Raw genomic sequence first — 14,903 nt, forward strand, 5'->3', positions numbered from 1 at the left:
CGAAGGGAGTACACGAACTATGCAGGGTTCTTACATCAGCCGCCGCAGCTTTATCGGCATCGCCGGCATGTCCGCGCTGGCCGTCGCCGGTTTCGGTTTGGCGGGTTGCTCGGGTTCCAACGGCGGCTCCGCCGAATCCGGTAACGCCGCCTCCGGCAAAAAGGCGCTTTCCGGCACCATCACGGCGGTGGGCTCCACCGCGCTGCAGCCGCTGTGCGAGGCGGCCGCGGAGCAGTTCATGGAGGAGAACCCCGGCGTCCAAATCACCGTCCAGGGCGGCGGTTCCGGTCAGGGCGTCACGCAGATCGCCCAGGGCGCGGTGCAGATCGGCAACTCCGATGTGTTCGCCGAGTCCAAGCTGAAGGACTCCTCCGACATCTCCAAGATCGCCGATAACAAGGTGTGCATCGTCGGTATGGGCCCCATCGTCAACGCCGATGTGACCATCGACGACATCAAGCTCGAGGACCTGAAGAAGATCTTCACGGGCGAGATCACCAACTGGAGCGAGGTCGGCGGCGCCGACGCTCCGATCACGGTCATCAACCGCGCTTCCGGTTCCGGCACGCGCGCCACGTTCGAGGACGTCGTCCTGGCCGGCACGAAGGTGCCCGATTCCTTCAAGCCGCAGGAGCAGGATTCCTCGGGCACTGCCGCCAAGATGGTCGCCAGCACCCCCGGCGCCATCTCCTACGTGGCCTTCTCCTACTTCGACAGCAGCTTCAAGGCCCTCAAGGTCGACGGCGTGGAGCCGGATGCGAAGAACGTCGAGGACAACGCTTGGAAGATCTGGTCCTACGAGCACATGTACACCGCCGCCGACCCCGACGAGGCGACCAAGGCGTTCCTCGAGTACATGATGGGCGACGAGGTGCAGGGTGGCCTGGTGGAGCAGCAGGGCTACATCCCCATGTCCGGCATGAAAGTGGAGAAGGACGCTTCCGGCAAGGTTTCCAATAAGTAGGTTTGCCATACCCGCATCGAGTCAACTAGTTTCGAAAGGAGACGCGCGCATATGGCCTTAATGGCGAAAGCACGCGTCGAGCGGGTCGGTCAGGGCGTCACGGGCGCGTGCATCGCGCTCGTGGCGCTTCTTGTCGTCACGCTTGTCGCCATGGTCGCCGGACGCGGTATCGCAACGTTTACCGCCGACGGGATCGACCTCGGTTCGTTTTTGACGGGGACCACATGGAACCCGCACCAGGAGGACGCGAACGGCATGCCCACGGTGGGCGCGCTTCCCATGATCGCGGGCTCGTTCTCCGTCACGCTGCTGTCGACGCTGTTCGCGCTGCCCATCGCGTTCGGCAGCGCCATCTTCGTGGTGGAGGTTGCCCCGCGCTTCGGGCGCCGCGTGTTCCAGCCGCTCCTTGAGCTTTTGGTGGGCATCCCGTCGGTGGTCTACGGCCTTATCGGCTTGACGATCATCGTGGCCTGGGTGCGCGATGCGGCGGGCGCCATGGGGCAGACCATCACCGGCTTCGGCATCTTCTCGAGCGCCGTGGTGCTGGCCATCATGGTCTTGCCGACCATCACCAGCCTGTCCATCGACGCGCTGGCAGCTGTGCCGCACGAGTATCGCGAGGGCAGCTACGCGCTGGGTTGCACGCGCTGGCAGACCATTTGGAACGTGGTGCTCAAAAGCGCGGCCCCGTCGCTGATGACGGCGGTCATCCTGGGCATGACGCGCGCCTTCGGCGAGGCCTTGGCGGTGCAGATGGTCATCGGCAACGCCATTCAGATGCCCTCCGGCCTGTTCACGCCTGCTTCCACGCTGACCAGCGTGCTGACCATGGGCATGGGCAACGAGGCCATGGGAACGGTCTACAACGACGTGCTGTGGTCGCTGGCCCTGCTGCTTTTGGGTATGTCGCTCGTGTTCATCATGATCATCCACCTCATCGGGCATAAGGGGGCGGCGAAACGTGGCTAACTTCGATATGTCGGCGCATGTGCGCCGCATCAACCGGCAGGACCGCATCGCCACCGCCGTGTTGGTGGGCATCGCCGCCTTCGTCATGCTCATGCTCGCGGCAATCGTGATCTACATCCTGGTGGCCGGCGCGCCGAAGCTGTTCGACCTGAACTTCCTCACCGGCAAGCCCCAGCAGTTCAAGGAGGGCGGCGGCATCGGCCCCGAGCTGTTCAACAGCTTCTACCTGCTGATCCTCACGCTGCTCATCAGCGTGCCGCTATCCCTGGGCGCGGCCATCTTCCTGTCGCAGTATGCGCCCGATAACGCCGCCACGGCGGTGGCGAAGACCGCCATCGAGACGCTGTCAAGCCTGCCGTCGGTGGTCGTGGGCCTGTTCGGTTTCCTGTTCTTCGTGCTGTACATGGGTTGGGGATTCTCCATCATCGCCGGTGCGGTGGCGTTGACCATGTTCAATATCCCCATCCTGGTGCGCGTCATCCAGCAGGCGCTCGAGGACGTGCCTCGCAGCCAGCGCGATGCGGGCCTTGCCATGGGCCTGACGCGTTGGGAAACCACCATCCACGTGCTGCTTCCCGCCGCCATGCCCGCCATCGTCACCGGCGTGGTCCTCTCCGCGGGCCGCGTGTTCGGCGAGGCCGCGGCGTTGATCTTCACGGCGGGCCAGTCCGCCCCGGTGCTCGACTTCACGTGTCTGGACTTCTCCAGCCCGTCCTGCCCGTGGAACGTGTTCCGTCCGGCAGAGACCTTGGCGGTACACATCTGGAAGATCAACAGCGAGGGCGTCGTGCCCGACCTGACGGCCATCTCCAACGGCACCGCCGCGGTGCTCATGGTGTGCATCCTGGCGTTCAACATCTTGGCACGCGTGATCGGCAAGTATCTGGAAAGGAGGCTGACCAGCGAATGAGCAGGGAAAACGAATCGGTAGGCGCTTGTGCGCCTCAGGCGGGCAACGGTCGGCCCGATGGCGGCCCGCTTCTGAGCACGCGCGATCTGACCGTATGCTATGGGAGCAACGAGGCCCTGCATCCCACGTCGCTCGACTTCGCGGCGGGGCAGGTGACCGCGCTGATCGGCCCGTCCGGTTGCGGCAAGTCAACGTTTTTGCGTTGCCTCAACCTTATGAACCGGGAAATCCCCAAGTGCAAGATCGGCGGCGAGGTGCTCTATCACGGCCGCAACATCAACACGCGCAAGGAGAACCTGTTCGAGCTGCGCAAATCCATCGGCATGGTGTTCCAGCAGCCAACGCCGTTCCGCAAGTCCATTCGCGACAACATCCTGTTCGCCCCCAAGCGCCACGGCCTGGTGAGCGGCAAGGATGATTGCGATGCGCTGGTGGAGCAGAGCCTGCGCGCCGGCGCGCTGTGGGATGAGGTGCGCGACAAGCTCGACGAGAGCGCCTACGCGCTTTCCGGCGGTCAGCAGCAGCGCCTGTGCATCGCCCGGACGCTTGCAATGCATCCTGACGTGGTGCTGTTCGACGAGCCGTGCAGCGCGCTCGACCCCATCTCCACTTTCACGGTGGAGGAGACCATCCGCTCCATCGCCGAGTCGGGTATCTGCGCCATCATCGTGACGCACAACATGGAGCAGGCGACGCGCGTTTCCGACAGCACGGCGTTTTTCTACGTGGGCGATATGGTGGAGACCGGCCCCACCAAGCGCCTGTTCAGCCAGCCGGAGGATAAGCGCCTGCAAGATTATCTGACGGGAAGGTTCGGCTGATCATATGACCGATTTCGAAAACGGGCAGGCCACGGCGGCGCGCGGCGCGCACGCCCAGGCCGACGAGCCCATGATCTCCATCCGCGACTTCAACCTGTGGTACGGCGATTTCCAGGCGCTCAAAGGAGTCACGCTCGACATCCCGAAAAACCGCGCAACGGCGTTCATCGGGCCTTCCGGTTGCGGCAAGTCCACGCTGCTGCGCACCTTCAACCGCATGTGCGATTTCGCTCCCACTGTGCGCAACGAAGGCGTCATCGAGGTGGCAGGACGCGATATCTTCGGCGGCGACGCCAACGAGCTGCGCGTGAGGGTAGGCATGGTGTTCCAGCACCCTAATCCGTTCCCCATGTCCATCCGCGACAACATCCTGTACGGCCCGCGCCGCATGCGCAGGCTCGGCCGCGCCGAAGCTGACGAGCTGGTGGAGAAGTGCCTGCGCGACGCCGGCCTGTGGGACGAGGTGCGCGACAAGCAGGGCCAATCGGGCTTGGGGCTTTCCGGCGGCCAGCAGCAGCGCCTGTGCATCGCGCGCGCTTTGGCTACGCAGCCCGAGGTGCTGCTTATGGACGAGCCCACGAGCGCCCTCGACCCCATCTCCACGGCGCTCGTCGAGGAGCTGATGGTGCAGCTTGCCCGCGAGCGCACCGTGGTGGTGGTCACGCACAACATGCAGCAGGCCACGCGCGTGGCAGACAAGACGGCCTTCTTCTACCTGGGAGAGCTGGTGGAATCCGGGCCTACCAAGCAGCTGTTCGGCAACCCCGTGCAGCAGAAGACGAAAGACTACCTGACAGGAAGGTTCAGCTGATGAAGACCCGTACTCGTTACATTAGCAAGCTGGAGGATCTGGGCGCGCTGGTCAATCAGCTGTCCGAGAAGACGGTGCTTGACGTTCGTGCCGCGGGCCGGGCGCTTGCCGGCGATGCCGATGCTGCCGAAAGCGTGCTTTCCGGCAGCAAGGCGGCGCGCAGGCTGCGCGAGGCCATCGAGGACGGCTGCCTTGACATCATGCTCATGCAGCAGCCCTTGGTCGCCGATGACCTGCGCGAGGTGACCGGCGCGTTTCGCCTGGTCAGCGACCTGGCGCATATCGACGAGATGACGCGCGACGTTGCGTACCTCGCCCAGCAGCTCACGCCGAAGGCCGTCTCGCACCTGCAAAGCGAGTTCGCCGAGGCCACCGACAAGGTATCGAACATGGTATCGCTCGCCATGAAGGCGTTCTCCCAGGCCGATGCCGCGCTCGCCCAGCGCGTGTTCGCCATGGACGATGGGGTGGACGAGCTGTATGACCGCTGCGAGCAGGTGGTGGTCGACCTGATCCGCAGCGAGACGCAGGGCGCCAGCCACTTGCCGGAGCTGCTCATGGTGGCGAAGTACTTCGAGCGCATGGGCGATGACGCCGAGCGCATCGCAAGTTGGGCCGTTTTCCGCGCAACGGGCGAGCATGCGTTAAACTCTGCGGGTAAGGAAAACGCCGAAGAGTAGCGCAGCGCATCCGGCAAGGTGCTCGGGGGTGGGCTGTCCGATCCCCGAGCACCGCGGCAGCGGGGCGCAGGGTTCGCGTTCCGTCCGGCGCTTCGGCTGTGGAAAGGGTGCGTGGCAGGTGACTGTCTACTATGTCGGACAGCCCTGTGGGCTGTCCGATCCCCGAGCACCGCGGCAGCGGGGCGCAGGGTTCGCGTCTCATCCGGCGTTTCGGCTGTGGAAGGGGTGCGTGAGGGTTGACTGTCTACTATGTCGAGGATGATGAGAACATCCGTCAGCTGGTGCTGTACGCCTTGACGCAGTCGGGCATCCAGGCCGAAGGGCAGCCCGACGACGCGGCGTTTCGCGCCGCATGCGCCAAAAAGGTCCCGGATGTTGTGGTCTTGGACATTATGCTGCCCGACGTCGATGGCCTGGAAATCCTCAAGCGCATCCGCAGCGCGCCCGGCAAGCTCTCCCGCGTGCCCATCATGATGGTTACGGCTAAAAACTCGGAGCTGGACATCGTGCGGGCGCTGGATACCGGGGCCGATGAGTACATCACGAAGCCTTTCGGCATGATGGAGATGGTAAGCCGCGTGCGCGCCATGCTGCGCCGCGCCCCCGATTGGGGAGGCGGGTGCTGCAAGGATGCGCTGAGCTTAGGCGCCCTTTCCTTGGATTTTCAGGCGCGCGAGCTTCTCGTCGATGGGGAGCCCGTCGTGCTTACCATGCGCGAATTCGATTTGCTGGCGTACATGATGCGCCATCCCGGCATCGTGTTGTCGCGGGAGAAGCTGCTGCAAAACGTGTGGGGCTGGGATTTCAGCGGCGGCAGCCGCACGGTCGACATGCACGTGCTCACGCTTCGGCAGAAGCTCGGCGTGCATGCCGATGCCGTGGAGACCGTGCGTGGGGTCGGCTATCGCTTGGCGGGATCGCGTCCGGATGATGCGGTTGTGGAATAACGAGGTGCAAGCATGATCTATTACTTGGAAGACGATACGAATATCCGTGATTTGACGGTGTACGCGCTCAAGCAGGCGGGTCTTGAGGCGGCGGGATTCGCCCATGCCGGCGATTTCTTCGATGCCTGTCGCGAATCGCTTCCCGATCTGGTGTTGCTCGACATCATGCTGCCCGAGATCGACGGGCTTGAGGTCCTTCGCCGCCTGCGCGAGGACCCGGCGACCAAGTTCCTTCCCGTCATGATGCTCACGGCGAAAGGCACCGAGTTCGACAAGGTCAGCGGCCTTGATGCGGGCGCCGACGATTACCTGGCCAAACCCTTCGGCATGATGGAGCTTGTCAGCCGCGTGAACGCTCTTTTGCGCCGCGCCGCGGCGCCTACCGCGCCCGCCGGCGATGTGCTGGAGTGCGGCCCCATCGAGCTGCGCGTGCTCGAGCACACCGTTTCCGCAGGCGGCGTTCCCGTCGAGCTCACGCTCAAGGAGTTCGATCTGCTGCGCGCGCTGCTACGCAACATCGGACGCGTGCTGTCGCGCGGCCAGCTGCTCGAGGACGTGTGGGGCATGACGTTCGTGGGTGAGACGCGCACCGTCGACGTGCACATCCAAACGCTGCGCCAGAAGCTTTCCGCCGCATGCCCGGGCGCCGATGCCTGCATCAAAACCGTGCGCGGCGTGGGCTATAGCATCAGGCAACCGGAATAGGGGTTTGCCGCATGAGCCCTTCGCCCGATCACGTTAAAAGCCTTGCCGGACGTATCTTCACCACCGTTTTGGCGTTTTCCCTGGGAATCCTGCTGGCATTTTCCGTGGTGATGGTCAGCATCTTCTACTACTCGTACGAGCATGACGCCGAGCAGGCCCTGGTCCAGGAGGCCAGCCGGGCGGCGGCATCCCTCGACGACGCCCCGGCCGCCGATGTGACCACCATCTTGTCCCAGCAGTTCAGCGGCATCACCCGCTATACGCTCATCAGCGAGAGCGGCATGGTCCTCTACGACAGCCAGGCCGATGCCGGTCAGATGGACAACCACGCCTCCCGTCCCGAGGTCAGCAAGGCCGCGCGCACGGGCGAGGCGGTGAGCATGCGCTACTCCGAAACCTTGGGCACCGATACGGTGTATGCCGCCGAGAAACTCTCCGACGGGCGTATCGTCCGCTTATCCGAAACCCGCCATTCCCTGTTCGCCTTCCTGGGTGAGATGCTCGTGCCCACGCTGTTCACGCTCGTCGTCGTCGCCGGTTTGGTGTTCCTGCTGTCCCGGCTGCTCACGCGCCATATCATGAAGCCCATCGACGCCTTGGACATGGCGGAGCCCTTGGAAAATGACATCTATGGGGAAATGGTGCCCCTTCTTCAGCGCATCGACGATCAGCAGGCGCAGCTCAAGAAGCAGAACAAGGAGCTTGCCGAAGCCGAAAGCATGCGCCGCGATTTCTCCAGCAACGTCAGCCACGAGATGAAGACGCCGCTGCAGGTTATTTCGGGCTACGCCGAGCTTATGAAGAACGACATGGTGCTGCCCGAGGACCGGCAGAAGTTCGCGGGGCTTATCTACGACGAGGCGCAGGCGATGCGCGGCCTTATCAACGACGTGCTCACGCTCTCAAAGCTCGACGAGAGCGCGTTCGGCCGCGAGGAGCGGCCCATCGACGTGACGGCCGTCGCCCGGCGCATGGCCGGACGTTTGGAGTCGTTCGCCGCCGATGAGGGGGTATCCATTTCCGTGGAGGGCGCGCCGGCTCACATCAACGGCAGCGAGACGCTTGCCGAGGAGATGCTGTACAACCTTATCGAGAACGCGGTGCGCTACAACCACGCCGGCGGAAGCGTGTCGGTGCGCGTGTCGCAAGGCGTCGCGTCCAACGATATCCTGGAATCGCTGCGTGCTGCGGGGGCGGAGCCGAACGTTGCCTCGGTGGTCACGGTGCGCGTGAGCGATACCGGTGCGGGCATTCCCGAGGAGATGCGCGACAAGGTGTTCGAGCGGTTCTTCCGCCTGGACAAAAGCCGTTCGAAGGAAACAGGCGGCACGGGCCTTGGGCTTGCCATCGTCAAGCACGCGGTGCAATACCACCATGGCACTATCTGCGTGGAAGGGGCTGCAGGCCAGGGCACCACGTTCGTGCTCAGGCTGCCTGCGGCGTAGGCGCGTTAGGCGTGACGGTTGCGTGCGAAATGGCGGGGTGGGACGGATTCGGGCATGAAAAAAGTCCCACCCCTGGCCGGAAGGATGAACCCACCTCAGCAAGGTGGGTGCTCGCAGCTTGTTTCCCGGCTTTCGTGCCAACGGGCGCGAATCTCCGTTTCACTTGCTATCTTGAGCTCCCTCGGAAATAGCATCGGTCCATCGCAAAAAGTACGGCGACAAGGGTGGAACCTGATATCGAGTATATGGGACCTCAAGGCAAAGTAAAGTCTTGACAGAATCGATGTAGCGGGTGTAGGCGAGCCGTTGCCTCCCGTCGCCAAACGGAGCGCCCCGTTTTCTTCTAGGCAAACAAACGTTCGCGTGTTATCATAGTTTGCCAATCAACAGGCAGGGGTGGTCATGGACACGCTATTCACGGCAATGGAGAACGAACGCAAGCAACAGGTTGCGCCGCTGGCGGTGCGCATGCGGCCGCGCACGTTGGAGGACGTGGTGGGGCAGCAGGATGCCGTTGGCCCGGGCAGCTGGCTGCGGGCGGCCATCGAGCAGGACAATGTCAGCTCGGTCATCCTGTACGGCCCGGCGGGAACCGGCAAAACCTCCATTGCCCACGTCATCGCCGAATCCACGAAGGCGACGTTCGTGGAGGTGTCGGCCATTGGCGGTACCGTGTCCGACCTGCGCCGGGAAATCGACGCCGCCGAGAAGCGCTTGGCGCTCAACGGCTCGCGCACCATCTTGTTCGTGGACGAGATCCATCGATTCAACCGCAGTCAGCAGGATGCGCTTCTCCATGCGGTGGAGAATCGTACCGTGGTGCTGGTGGGCGCCACTACCGAGAACCCGTTTTTCGAGGTGAACTCCGCTCTTATCAGCCGTTCTCGCGTGGTCGGCCTCAAGGGGCTCTCCGATAGCGATGTGGCCCAGCTGGTCGATCGTGCCGTGGTCGACCCTCGTGGGCTGGGCGGTTTGTATAAACTCGAACCGGCCGCCCGAAGCGCCATCGTGCTCTTGGCGGGCGGCGATGGCCGTGCATCGCTTACCACGCTCGAGCTGGCGGCGGGTATGCAGCAGCCCGGCACGCGCGAGCACCCTGCTGTTATCACGAAAGCTCAGGTGAAAAGCGCCACCCCTCATCGTGCGCTGCCTTACGATAAGAACAAGGATATGCACTACGACATCATATCCGCCTTCATCAAGTCCATGCGCGGCTCCGACCCCGACGCGGCGCTGTATTGGCTTGCGCGCATGATCGATGGGGGAGAGGACCCCAAATATATCGCGCGCCGCATGCTTATCCATGCGTCCGAGGACGTGGGCAACGCCGATCCGCAGGCTCTGCTGGTGGCTGCGGCCGCGTTTAAATCCGCGGAGGTCATCGGGTATCCCGAATGCCGTATCAACTTGGCGCAGGCTGCCACCTATATAGCCCTCGCGCCGAAAAGCAATGCTTGCGAGGCGGGCATAGATGCCGCCTTGGCGGAGGTGCGAAACGGGCCAAAGCGCGATGTCCCCGATTATCTTCGCGATAGGCACCGTCCCGGCTCGGAACATTACGGCACGTACAAGTATCCGCATGATTACCCCGCGGGCTGGGTCGATCAGCGCTATCTGCCTGAAGGGCTTGAGCGTGGCTGCTTTTACCACCCCTCCGAACGTGGGTGGGAGGCCTATCGTGTGGACGCCGCGGCGCGCGATCGGGCACAGGCTGCGCATGCAGCGGTCTCGGGTTGTCAGCGGGTCGGGGAGTCGAAGGCACGGCAAACCGACGCTGCGCAGGATAATCGACCCAGCGGGCAAGGGGAGTCGGTTAGGCGCAAGGCGTCGGAGGGCGATGGACCGGACGCCCGTTAAGCTGCCTATCGTCAAGGTTGCGGGCAAAACCCCACGTCTAGTTGAAGGTAACCGCATCGCAACCGCTATGAACGGCGGGTGTAAACGTATGCGTCGGCGGAGTAGAATCCAGGGCTGCATGCTATAGTTGGCGGCGTATATGGATATATGAAGGAGGCGTCTGGTGGATTTCGGCGAAGTTATGGGCGTGGTTTTGCCTATCGTGTACGTGGTGCTCGGCGTGGCTTTGGTGTGGTTCGTGATCGAGCTTGTTATCACTGTGCGTAAAACGCGTACCACGGTCGACAAAATGAAGGAGCAGCTCGATCCGACGCTGGAAAGCGTGCAGCGCATCACGAAATCGCTTGAGCCCGCTATGGACAAGGTAGATCCGCTCGTCGATCGCGTGTCTTTGACGGTGGATGCGGCGAACCTCGAGATTATGCGCCTCGACCAGATCCTCGAGGACGTGAGCGACATCACCGACTCCGCTTCGAATGCGGTTGGCGCGGTCGAGGCTGCCACGAACGCCCCCATGGAGATCATGAACAACGTAACGTCGAAGGTTCGCGAGAAGCTCAAGTCCAAGCATGCAAGCGATGAATCGGTCGCCCTTGGCGAGGCGAAGGCGAAAGCCCAGGCAGCCGCATTGGCAGGCGTGCCGGACGAAGGCGCCGATGCTGAGAGTGTCGCCCCTTCCAAGGCCCAGGCGAACGACGACGATGCGCCCCAGCAGGTCCAGCCCGATGACCAGCCGGAACAGCCCGCGTATTTCACGTATGCTCCCCAGGCGGGCGATACCCCCCAGGAGCGCTAGGAGCTGATATCGTGACAACCAATCCCGATGTTGCGATGGAAAAGGCCCGCCGACGGTTCCTTGCCGTATGGACGGCGGTAGGGGCCATTCTACTTACAGGCGCAGCGGTCTACCTTATCAATATCCTCAGCGTCCCGATCGGCATCTTGCTCTGGACGCTGGTCATCGTGTTCTGCCTCCGCGGCACGGTGAACAAGCTGGAATCCAAGGGCATCCCGCGCCCGGCGGGAACGGGGATCGCCTATGTGCTCATGATTGCCGTGCTGGCTCTCGTCAGCTTCCTCATGCTCTCCCCGGCGTTCGGCTTTGGAGAGCAGTTCACCAACCTCGTACAGAGCATCCCCGGCTACATCAACGACTTCATGAGCTGGGCCAACGGCGTGTATGCTCGCTATTCCGACGTGTTCCAGAACAACACGGTGCAAACGTACATGAACGAAGCCCTGTCCTCCATGGGATCGGCGGCGTCCGACGTGGCGCGTCAGAGCGCCACGGGCATGGTCGCCATCGGCGCCGGCGTGGTGAACACGGGCATAGCGATAGGTTTTGCCCTGGTCATAGCGTTTTGGATTCTCATCGAGCTTCCGGCGCTCGGTCGCGAGACCATGCGATTGGCAGGCCCTTCCCGTCGCGAGACCATGGATATGCTGCATGTCACGTTCACGCGCGTCATGGGCGGCTATATCAAAGGCACCCTCATCCAATGCGGTATCATCGGCGCGGCGTGCGGCGTGCTGTTCGCCGTCTCCGGCATCCCCAATTACGCTGCACTCGGCATCATCGCCGGTATTTTGAACATCATCCCCATCGTGGGCCCGTGGCTTGGCGGCGCCCTGGCGGCCCTCGTGGGCGTGTTCGTCAGCCCGTGGATCGCTTTGGTCGCGCTGCTCGGCACCATCATCATCCAGCAGGCGGTGTACACGTTCATATCCCCGAAGATCATGGCCTCATCGGTGGATATCCATCCGGCGCTCACCCTTATCGCCTTGATGGCGGGCAGCGCGATCGGTGGGGCCATGAGCGGCTTCACCGGTTCGCTTGTGGGCATGCTGGCCTCTATTCCCGCCGTGGCGGTCATGAAGTCTGTTTTCGTGTATTATTTCGAGAAGCAAACCGGGCGCCAGCTGGTTGCCGAGGACGGCGTGTTCTTCCAGGGCACGCCTCGATCCGACGGATCGCTCGATCCCATCGCCGATGCAACGTCCCCTCATCCGGACGCCTCGGCGGGCTTCTCCCTTCCGAAGGTGGGCCGCAGCAAAGAGCAACGTCGCGACGACGGTCGGCAATAGGGCGCACGCGCGCCGATTTATGGCAAGGCATAGTTAGAAAGACAGGCACATGGAGTACATGACTAGCGCGGAGATCCGCGAGAAGTACTTGAAGTTCTTCGAGAGCAAGGGCTGCAAACGCATGCCGTCCTCCTCCCTTATCCCCGATGACCCTTCGCTTCTGCTCACCAGCGCAGGCATGGTGCAGTTCAAGCCCTACTTCCTTCATCAGAAGGAGCTTGATTCCGCATATATCGGCACTACCACGGTGCAGAAATGCGTGCGCACCAACGACATCGACAACATCGGCGATGCCCGTCACCTGTCGTTCTTCGAGATGCTGGGCAACTTCAGCTTCGGCTGCTATTTCAAGCACGAGATGTGCGCCTGGGCCTTCGAGTTCTCCACGGAGGTGCTCGGCCTTCCGAAGGACAAGCTGTACTTCACCGTGTTCGAGGACGATGACGAGACCATCGAGATCTGGAAGTCGCTCGGCGTGGCCGAAGACCATATCTCCCGTTTGGGCGAGGATGACAACTTCTGGCGCGCCGGACCTACCGGCCCGTGCGGCCCGTGCTCCGAGATCTACTTCGATCAGGGCCCCGAGGTAGGTTGCGGCGATCCCGACTGCAAGCCGGGTTGCGATTGCGATCGCTTCCTTGAGTATTGGAACTGCGTGTTCACCCAGTACGACGGCCAGGAGGACGGTACGCTGGCCCCGCTTAAGACCAAGAACATCGACACCGGCATGGGCCTTGAGCGCATGGCCGCCATCATGCAGGGCGTCACGAACAACTACGATACCGACGTGCTGCGCAGCCTGGTCGGCGTGGGCGAGCGTCTGGCCGGCGTCGAATACGGCAAGGACGAGGCCGCCGATCTGTGCCTGCGCATCATGGCCGATCACAGCCGTTCGGTCACGTTCATGATCGCCGACGGCATCCTGCCCTCGAACGAGGGTCGCGGCTACGTGTTGCGCCGCCTGCTGCGTCGTGCCGTCATGAAGGGCCACATGCTGGGCCTGGACAAGCCGTTCCTTAACGAATACGTGGACGAGTTGGTCAAGCTCATGGGCAGCGTGTACCCCGAGGTCATCGATAACCGTGAGCTTATCCGTGGCATCATCCTGTCCGAGGAGGAGCGCTTCGGCGCCAACCTGCGCCAGGGCCGTGCGTTCCTGTCCGAGTCCCTTGACAAGCTCGAGGGCGCCACGCTTCCCGGCGAGCAGGCGTTCACGTTGCACGACACGTACGGTTTCCCTGTGGACATCACGCGCGAGCTGTGCGAGGAGCGCGGCGTCGTCGTGGATATGGAGGGCTTCGAGCGTTGCATGGAGGCGCAGCGCGACCGCGCTCGTGCGGCCAACGTCAAGGACGCCGAGGCGGCCTGGTCCACGTACGGCGGCATCCACGCCGAGCTGCTCAAGGAGCTCGGCGCCACGAATTTCGTCGGCTATCAGAATCTTTCCGCCCAGGCAACGGTCAGCGCGCTTATCGCCGATGGCGAGCGTGTGACCGAGCTGAAGGCTGGTCAAACCGGCGAAGCGGTTCTGGACGTAACCCCGTTCTATGCCGAGATGGGCGGCGAAGTGGGGGACACGGGCGTCATCGAGGCCGATGGCGTCAAGGTGCAGGTCGTCGATACGAAGGCGCCCGAGAAGGGTCTCGTGTGCCACGTGGTGAAGGTGCTCGAGGGCGCTCTTTCCCAGGGCGCTGCCGTCACGGCCTCCGTGGATGCGGATCGCCGTGCTCGCGTCACGCGCAACCACACTGCCACGCATATCCTGCATGCTGCGCTGCGTCAGGTGCTTGGCGAGCACGTCTCCCAGGCTGGCAGCTACGTGGGTCCCGATCGCCTTCGCTTCGACTTCACGCACTTCGCCGCGGTCACGGCCGAGCAGCTGGCACAGGTGGAGCGCGTCGCCAACGAGTTCATCATGTCCGCAACGCCCACCAACATCTACGAGACCTCGCTTGACGCGGCCCGCGAAAGCGGCGTCACCGCGCTGTTCGGCGAGAAGTACGGCGATCAGGTGCGCGTCGTCGAGTGCGGCGGGTTCTCCCGCGAGCTGTGCGGCGGCTGCCATGTGGCCAACACCGCCGAGATCGGCATCATGAAGATCGCCTCCGAAACCAGCGTGGGCGCCAACGTGCGTCGCATCGAGGCGGTTACCAGCTACGGCGCCCTTGATTACATCAACAAGGTGGAGGCCGAGCTGAAGGAAACCGCCGAAGAGCTGCGCGTCCCGTTGTTCGACGTGTCCGAGCGCACCGCCGCCAACGTCAAGCAGCTGCGCGAGTTCCAGAAGAAGGCCAAGCAGACCAAGGGCATCGTGTCCGACGACAACATCACCAAGCTCGTCGACTCCGCCGTGAAGTCCGCGGCAGGTTACCCTGTGGTTATCTCCCGCGTGAAGATCGCCGACGCAGGCGGCCTTCGCAACGGTTGGGATGTCCTGTCCGCCCGTATGGCCGAGCCCGGCGCATGCGTGCTCATCGGCGAGAAGGACGGCAAGGCCGTGTTGATGGCCGCAGGCACGCCCGAGGCCGTCGAGGCCGGCTTCAACGCCGGCGCCGTCATCAAGGCGATCGCACCCTGCGTGCAGGGCGGTGGCGGCGGCAAGCCGGCCATGGCGCAGGCCGGCGGCAAGAACGCCGCGGGCATCGATGATGCGCTCGAGGCCGCTCGCAAGATGCTGCTGTAGCTTTTCAAGCGGTTTTCACGCCCCGC

13 protein-coding genes are annotated in these 14,903 nt (G+C 63.3%); all 13 read left to right on the plus strand.

Going from position 1 to position 14,903, the window contains the following annotated elements; genetic code table 11:
* Positions 1 to 19: 19 nt before the first annotated feature.
* The 13 genes from Q0D52_RS02710 to alaS all read left to right on the plus strand — a co-directional run bounded on the left by Q0D52_RS02710 (position 20) and on the right by alaS (position 14,877).
* Positions 20 to 964, plus strand: a complete 945-nt coding sequence (locus Q0D52_RS02710; protein WP_294379991.1) for a phosphate ABC transporter substrate-binding protein PstS family protein — start codon at positions 20 to 22, stop codon at positions 962 to 964.
* 51 nt (positions 965 to 1,015) lie between these two features.
* The gene (pstC, locus tag Q0D52_RS02715; protein ID WP_294379992.1) at positions 1,016 to 1,933 is read left to right on the plus strand and encodes a phosphate ABC transporter permease subunit PstC; all 918 of its coding nucleotides are present in this window, start codon (positions 1,016 to 1,018) and stop codon (positions 1,931 to 1,933) included.
* Entirely contained in the window at positions 1,926 to 2,843 is a 918-nt protein-coding gene (gene pstA / locus Q0D52_RS02720) for a phosphate ABC transporter permease PstA (protein WP_294360318.1), read from the plus strand. The genes pstC and pstA overlap by 8 nt, the downstream gene beginning before the upstream one ends.
* The gene (gene pstB, locus Q0D52_RS02725) at positions 2,840 to 3,664 is read left to right on the plus strand and encodes a phosphate ABC transporter ATP-binding protein PstB (RefSeq protein WP_294379993.1); all 825 of its coding nucleotides are present in this window, start codon (positions 2,840 to 2,842) and stop codon (positions 3,662 to 3,664) included. The genes pstA and pstB (Q0D52_RS02725) overlap by 4 nt, the downstream gene beginning before the upstream one ends.
* A 70-nt stretch (positions 3,665 to 3,734) precedes the next feature.
* Complete coding sequence (pstB, locus tag Q0D52_RS02730) at positions 3,735 to 4,475, plus strand: phosphate ABC transporter ATP-binding protein PstB (RefSeq protein ID WP_294380183.1); 741 nt, start codon at positions 3,735 to 3,737, stop codon at positions 4,473 to 4,475.
* Positions 4,475 to 5,155 (plus strand): phosphate uptake regulator PhoU, encoded by a 681-nt coding sequence (locus Q0D52_RS02735; protein ID WP_294379994.1) that lies wholly within the window; start codon positions 4,475 to 4,477, stop codon positions 5,153 to 5,155. Before pstB (Q0D52_RS02730) ends, Q0D52_RS02735 begins: the two co-directional genes overlap by 1 nt.
* Before the next feature lie 236 nt (positions 5,156 to 5,391).
* Positions 5,392 to 6,102, plus strand: a complete 711-nt coding sequence (locus tag Q0D52_RS02740; protein WP_294379995.1) for a response regulator transcription factor — start codon at positions 5,392 to 5,394, stop codon at positions 6,100 to 6,102.
* A 12-nt stretch (positions 6,103 to 6,114) separates the two neighbouring features.
* Positions 6,115 to 6,807 (plus strand): response regulator transcription factor, encoded by a 693-nt coding sequence (locus Q0D52_RS02745; protein ID WP_294379996.1) that lies wholly within the window; start codon positions 6,115 to 6,117, stop codon positions 6,805 to 6,807.
* 11 nt (positions 6,808 to 6,818) lie between these two features.
* Positions 6,819 to 8,252, plus strand: a complete 1,434-nt coding sequence (locus tag Q0D52_RS02750; RefSeq protein ID WP_294379997.1) for an ATP-binding protein — start codon at positions 6,819 to 6,821, stop codon at positions 8,250 to 8,252.
* 402 nt (positions 8,253 to 8,654) lie between these two features.
* Positions 8,655 to 10,109, plus strand: a complete 1,455-nt coding sequence (locus Q0D52_RS02755; protein ID WP_294379998.1) for a replication-associated recombination protein A — start codon at positions 8,655 to 8,657, stop codon at positions 10,107 to 10,109.
* A 163-nt stretch (positions 10,110 to 10,272) separates the two neighbouring features.
* Positions 10,273 to 10,905, plus strand: a complete 633-nt coding sequence (locus Q0D52_RS02760; protein ID WP_294360336.1) for a hypothetical protein — start codon at positions 10,273 to 10,275, stop codon at positions 10,903 to 10,905.
* An 11-nt stretch (positions 10,906 to 10,916) separates the two neighbouring features.
* Positions 10,917 to 12,194 carry an AI-2E family transporter gene (locus Q0D52_RS02765; protein ID WP_294360339.1) on the plus strand — a complete coding sequence of 426 codons (1,278 nt, stop codon included), beginning with the start codon at positions 10,917 to 10,919 and terminating at the stop codon, positions 12,192 to 12,194.
* A 49-nt stretch (positions 12,195 to 12,243) separates the two neighbouring features.
* Positions 12,244 to 14,877, plus strand: coding sequence for an alanine--tRNA ligase (gene alaS / locus Q0D52_RS02770; RefSeq protein WP_366930323.1), 2,634 nt, complete (start codon positions 12,244 to 12,246; stop codon positions 14,875 to 14,877).
* Positions 14,878 to 14,903 lie beyond the last annotated feature (26 nt).

The organism is uncultured Senegalimassilia sp., from assembly GCF_934630535.1.
Classification (GTDB): domain Bacteria; phylum Actinomycetota; class Coriobacteriia; order Coriobacteriales; family Eggerthellaceae; genus Senegalimassilia.